Origin of the sequence: Streptomyces misionensis, from assembly GCF_007896895.1 — a bacterium.
GTDB classification, from domain to species: Bacteria; Actinomycetota; Actinomycetes; order Streptomycetales; family Streptomycetaceae; genus Streptomyces; species Streptomyces misionensis_A.
Genome location: NZ_VOGW01000160.1, coordinates 1 through 5,403, shown reverse-complemented (window position 1 = coordinate 5,403; position 5,403 = coordinate 1). Strand labels below are relative to the sequence as shown.

Below are 5,403 nucleotides of genomic sequence, written 5' to 3'. Positions count from 1 at the left end.
CGTCCGCCCCGCCGAACACGCCGGCCCCCCGGTGTCGTGGCCGCAATCCCGCACCGCGCGTCAGGCAGTGGGCGAGCGGCTCCCCCCGCCCCCGCCGCCCCACCTCCGCCGCCGCCAGCCGGGCCGCCTTCTCCGCGACCGCCCGGCTGGCCGCGGCGGAGGTGGGGCGGTGGGTGCGGGGGGAGCCGCTCGCCCACTGTCTGACGTGAGGTGCGGAATTGCGGCCACGACACCGGGAGGCCGGCGTGTTCGTCGGGATCGACGTGGGGACATCGGTGGTCAAGGCCGCCGCGTTCGACCGCGGGGGCCGTCAACTGGCGGTCGAGGCACGCCCGGTGGGGCTCGATCTGCGCGGCGGGGCGGTCGAGCAGGACATGGCGGAGGTGTACGGGGCGGTCGTCGCCGTGCTCGGCGCGCTGAGCGCGCGGGTGCCGGAGCCGGTGGAACTGGCCGGGCTGACCGGACAGGGCGACGGGCTGTGGCTGGTGGACTCGGCGGGGCGGCCGGTGCGGCCCGCGATCTCCTGGCTGGACGGCCGGGCCCGCCCACTGGTGGACGGCTGGCTGGCCGACGGCACCTTCGAGGCGGTCTTCCGGCGCACCGGCGGCGCGCTGTTCCCGGGCTGCCCCGGCCCCCTGCTGGCCTGGCTGGACCGGCACGAACCCGGGGCGCTGGACCGGGCGGCGGCCGCGGTGGCCTGCAAGGACATGGTCTTCCAGCGGCTGACCGGCGCCGCCTCGGCGGTGACGGACGTGTCCGACGCGTCGATGCCGTTCCTGGACCCGCGCACGCGCTCGTACGACGACGGGGTGCTGGAGCTGCTCGGGCTGGCCGGCCGGCGGCGGCTGCTCGCGCCGGTCGCCGACCCGGCGGCGGCCGGGCGGGCCCGGGGGGACGGGCTGCCGGCCGGGACACGGCTGACGAACGGGCCATATGACCTGCCCGCCTGTGCGCTCGGCGCCGGCGTCACCGCGCCCGGCGACGGGCTGCTGATCGTCGGCACCTGTCTGGCCGCCCTGGTCGCGACCACCTCGCTCGACCTGGGCGGGGAGCCGGCCGGGATGTACGTCTCCACCGACCGGCCGGGCCACCGGCTGCGGGCGATGCCGGCGATGGTGGGCACGGCGGCGCTGGACTGGGTGCTGCGGACGACGGGCGCCGGGCACGCGGAGCTGGACGGTCTGCTGGCGTCCTCGCCGCCGGGGGCGCGCGGGGTGCGGGTGCTGCCGTACTTCGCGCCCTCGGGCGAGCGGGCGCCCTTCGTGGAGCCGGGGCTGCGGGCCGAACTCCTCGGTGTGAGCCTGGAGTCCACCCCCGCCGACCTGGTGCGGGCCACCTGCGAGGGCATCGGGCACGCGGCCCGGCACTGCCTCGCCGCGGCGGGCCTGACCGGGGCGCTCGCGGTGTGCGGGGGCGGCACCCGCAGCCCCGCCTGGACGCGGCTGCTGGCCGATGTGCTGGGCCGGCCGCTGCGGGTGGTCGAGGGCGAGGCGGGCGCGCGGGGCGCAGTGCTGGCGGCGGCCGGACGCCACGGCGTGCCCCTGGACACCGCCGCCTGGACCGAACCCGCGCACACGGTCACTCCGGACCCGTCCAGGGCGGCCTACTACGACGACCGCCACGAGGAACACCTGCGCCTGCTGACGACGGCCAGGAACCGGGCACGGCACGGGTGACCCGGCCGGACCCGGTGCCCGCCGCCCGGTCGTCGCGGTGGACGGCAGGAACCGGGCCCGACGCGGGTGCCCACCGTGGGCCGGGCCCCGTGGACCGGGTCCAGAGCCGGGGCCCTGCCTCGTACCGGAGGCTTACAGGTTGCTGAAGTCCGGGCCCTGCGTCCTCGTGCGCTTGATTTCGTAGAAGCCCGGGACCGAGGCGACCGCGAGGGTGCCGTCCCACAGGCGGGCGGCCTGCTCGCCCTTGGGGGCGGGGGTGACGACCGGGCCGAAGAAGGCGATCTGCTGCCCGTCGTCTCCGGGGACCGCGATGACCGGGGTGCCGACCTCCTGGCCGACCTTGTCGATGCCCTCCTTGTGGGAGGCGCGCAGCTCGGCGTCGAACTCGAAGTCCTCCTGCTCGGCGTAGTCGATCAGCTCGGCGGGCAGGCCCACGTCGGCGAGCGCCCCGGCGATGGCCTCCAGGGTGGCGCCCTCGCCGTTGTTGTGGATGCGGGTGCCGAGCGCGGTGTACAGCGGGCCCACGACCTCCTGGCCGTGCTTCTGCCAGGCCGCGGTGACCACCCGCACGGACTGCCAGGCCCTGGTGCTGAGCATCTCCCGGTACTCCTCGGGCAGCTCGTCCAGCTTGTCCTCGTTGAGGACGGCGAGGCTCATGACGTGCCAGCGGACCTCGATGTCCCGGAGCTTCTCCACCTCCAGCACCCAGCGGGAGGTCATCCAGGCCCAGGGGCACAGCGGGTCGAACCAGAAGTCGACGGGGGTCTTGCCGGACGGGGACACGGTCTCGGACATGGTTCTCCTCAGCGAAAAGGTCGTCCCCAGCGGCAACGACGTCCCCGCGAGCGGCATTCCCCGCGGAACCCGGTCAGGCGCACATGGCAGGATCGGTGCTGTTCAGCCCATCACGCGATCACAAGGGAGTGCCGCCGTGCCCGGTGAGAATCTTTCCCGCGACGAGGCCCGGGAGCGGGCCGCCCTGCTGTCCGTCGACGGATACGAGGTGTCCCTGGACCTCAGGTCCGCGGTCGGCGACGGGAACGGCGAGCCGCGCACCTTCCGCTCGGTGACCACCCTCCGCTTCCGCTGCAACGAGCCGGGCGCGTCCAGCTTCGCCGACCTGATCGCGCCGAGCGTGACCGCCGTGTCCCTCAACGGCAAGGACCTGGACCCGAGCGAGGTCTTCGACGGCGCCCGGATCGCCCTGGAGGACCTGGCCGCGGAGAACGAGCTGGTGGTCGACGCCCAGTGCGCCTACTCCCGCACCGGCGAGGGCCTGCACCGCTTCGTGGACCCGGAGGACGGCGAGGTCTACCTCTACACGCAGTACGAGCCGGCCGACTCCCGCCGGGTGTTCGCGAACTTCGAGCAGCCCGACCTCAAGGCGCCGTTCCGCTTCGAGGTGCGGGCGCCCGAGGGCTGGACCGTGTGGAGCAACGGCGCCGGTGAACAGGCCGACGGCGTGTGGAAGTTCGCGGAGACCAAGCCCATCTCGACGTACATCACCTGCGTGGTCGCGGGGCCGTACCACTACGTCACGGACACCTACTCCCGCACCTTCGCGGACGGCACCACGCTGGAGATCCCGCTGGGCGCGATGTGCCGCAAGGGCCTCGCCCCGCACTTCGACGCCGACGACGTCTTCCTGATCACCAAGCAGGGCCTGGACTTCTTCCACGAGCACTTCGACTACCCGTACCCCTTCGGCAAGTACGACCAGGCGTTCGTGCCGGAGTACAACCTGGGCGCGATGGAGAACCCGGGTCTGGTGACCTTCCGCGAGGAGTACATCTTCCGCGGCAAGGTGACGCAGGCGTCGTACGAGGCCCGCGCCAATGTGATCCTGCACGAGATGGCCCACATGTGGTTCGGCGACCTGGTCACCATGGCCTGGTGGGACGACCTGTGGCTGAAGGAGTCCTTCGCGGACTTCATGGGCACGTTCGGCAACGTCGGCGCGACCCGCTTCAAGGACGCCTGGATCACCTTCGCCAACCGCCGCAAGGCGTGGGCGTACCGCGCGGACCAGCTGCCGTCCACGCACCCGATCACCGCGGACATCCGCGATCTCCAGGACGCCAAGCTGAACTTCGACGGCATCACCTACGCCAAGGGCGCCTCCGTGCTCAAGCAGCTGGTGGCGTACGTCGGGCAGGACGCGTTCCTGGAGGGTGCCCGCCGCTACTTCAAACGGCACGCGTACGGCAACACGCGCCTGGGCGACCTGCTGTCGGTGCTGGGCGAGACCAGCGGCCGGGACATGACGGCGTGGTCGCGGTCCTGGCTGGAGACGGCCGGGGTGAACGCGCTGACCCCGCAGGTGCTCCTGGCGGACTCCCGGGTCGCGGAGCTGGCGGTGGTGCAGGAGGCCCCCGAGACCCACCCCGACCTGCGGCCGCACCGGATCGCGGTGGGCCTGTACCGGCTCACCGAGGGCGGCGCGCTCCAGCGGTACGCGCGGGTGGAGACGGACGTGGACGGCCCGCGCACGGTCGTGACGGAGCTCGCCGGCGCCGAGGCCCCGGACCTGGTGCTGGTCAACGACGACGACCTGACCTACTGCAAGACCCGCTTCGACGCCGGTTCGCTGGCCACGCTCCAGGAGCACCTGGGCGACCTGACCGACCCGCTGGCGCGGGCCCTGTGCTGGTCGGCGCTGTGGAACATGACGCGCGACGCGCTGCTGCCGGCCCGGGACTTCATCGGCCTGGTGCTGCGCTTCGCGGGCCGCGAGTCCGACATCGGCGTGCTCCAGATGCTGCACGCGTGGGCGCACTCGGCGCTGGAGCGCTACGCGGCCCCCGCCTGGCGGGAGACCGGCGGCGCGCTGCTCGCCGAGGGCGCGCTGCGGGTGCTGCGGGCGGCCGGGCCGGGCAGCGAGCACCAGCTGGCCTGGGCGCGGTTCTTCGCCTCGACGGCGTCGGCCGAGCCGGACCTGGCCCTGCTGAGGGAGCTGCTGGACGGCACCACGTCCGTCGAGGGCCTGGAGGTGGACCAGGAGCTGCGCTGGGCGTTCCTGGAGCCGCTGGCCGCGCACGGCGCGGCCGACGAGCGGCTGCTCGCCGCCGAACTGGCCCGCGACGACACCGCGTCCGGCAAGCGCCACCAGGTCCGCTGTCTGGCGGCCCGCCCGTCGGCGGAGGTCAAGGCGCGGGCGTGGGCGCAGGTCGTGGAGTCCGACACGCTGTCCAACGCACTGGTGGAGGCGACGATCGCGGGCTTCGACCAGCCCTCCCAGCGCGAGCTGACGGCGCCGTACGCGCAGAAGTACTTCGACGCCATCGAGCGGGTGTGGGAAGAGCGTTCCATCCAGATCGGCATGGACGTGGTCAGCGGGCTGTTCCCGGCCCTCCAGGACCGGCCCGAGACGCTGGCCGCGACGGACGCGTGGCTGGCGGCGCACCAGGACGCGGCGCCCGCGCTGCGGCGGCTGGTGCTGGAGGCGCGGGACGACCTGGCGCGGGCGCTGCGCGGACAGGAGTGCGACGCGGAGGCCGCCGGCCGGTGAGCCTTGGCCTGAGCCTCGGCGGTCGGTGACCGTTACCGGATTCGTGCGCCGACGGCCGTAACCCCTGGTCCGCACCCGAGCGGACCAGGGGTTTCCGGCACCCGGTCGGCATCCGAACACCTGACCTTTAGGGCCGTCTTGTCCGTATTTCTCGACGACCGTGTAACAGCGGTTAAAGAAGGGACCAGGGGTGGGCATCCCGAGGGCATGACGCACAAC

General features: G+C 73.6%; 3 protein-coding genes and 1 pseudogene. 3 read left to right on the top strand and 1 reads right to left on the bottom strand.

Features of this window, described 5'->3' with window-relative positions; genetic code table 11:
* Positions 1-209 (top strand): annotated as a pseudogene (locus FRZ03_RS39825) (hypothetical protein); the annotation flags it as partial.
* Positions 210-245: 36 nt separating this feature from the next.
* Positions 246-1,676, top strand: coding sequence for an FGGY-family carbohydrate kinase (locus FRZ03_RS26140; protein WP_146467589.1), 1,431 nt, complete (start codon positions 246-248; stop codon positions 1,674-1,676).
* Positions 1,677-1,808: 132 nt separating this feature from the next.
* Here FRZ03_RS26140 and FRZ03_RS26135 read toward each other — a convergent pair whose 3' ends face one another.
* Positions 1,809-2,471: a mycothiol-dependent nitroreductase Rv2466c family protein gene (locus tag FRZ03_RS26135; RefSeq protein ID WP_146467588.1), complete on the bottom strand. Its 663-nt coding sequence runs from the start codon at positions 2,469-2,471 to the stop codon at positions 1,809-1,811.
* A gap of 136 nt (positions 2,472-2,607) precedes the next feature.
* Between FRZ03_RS26135 and pepN the strand changes: the two genes are divergently transcribed.
* Positions 2,608-5,184 (top strand): aminopeptidase N, encoded by a 2,577-nt coding sequence (gene pepN / locus FRZ03_RS26130; RefSeq protein WP_146467587.1) that lies wholly within the window; start codon positions 2,608-2,610, stop codon positions 5,182-5,184.
* Positions 5,185-5,403: the final 219 nt, after the last annotated feature.

Bases quoted from the DNA above. Each gene is read 5' to 3' on its own strand.
- FRZ03_RS26135 (WP_146467588.1), bottom strand. From the start codon at position 2,471: ATGTCCGAGACCGTGTCCCCGTCCGGCAAGACCCCCGTCGACTTCTGG.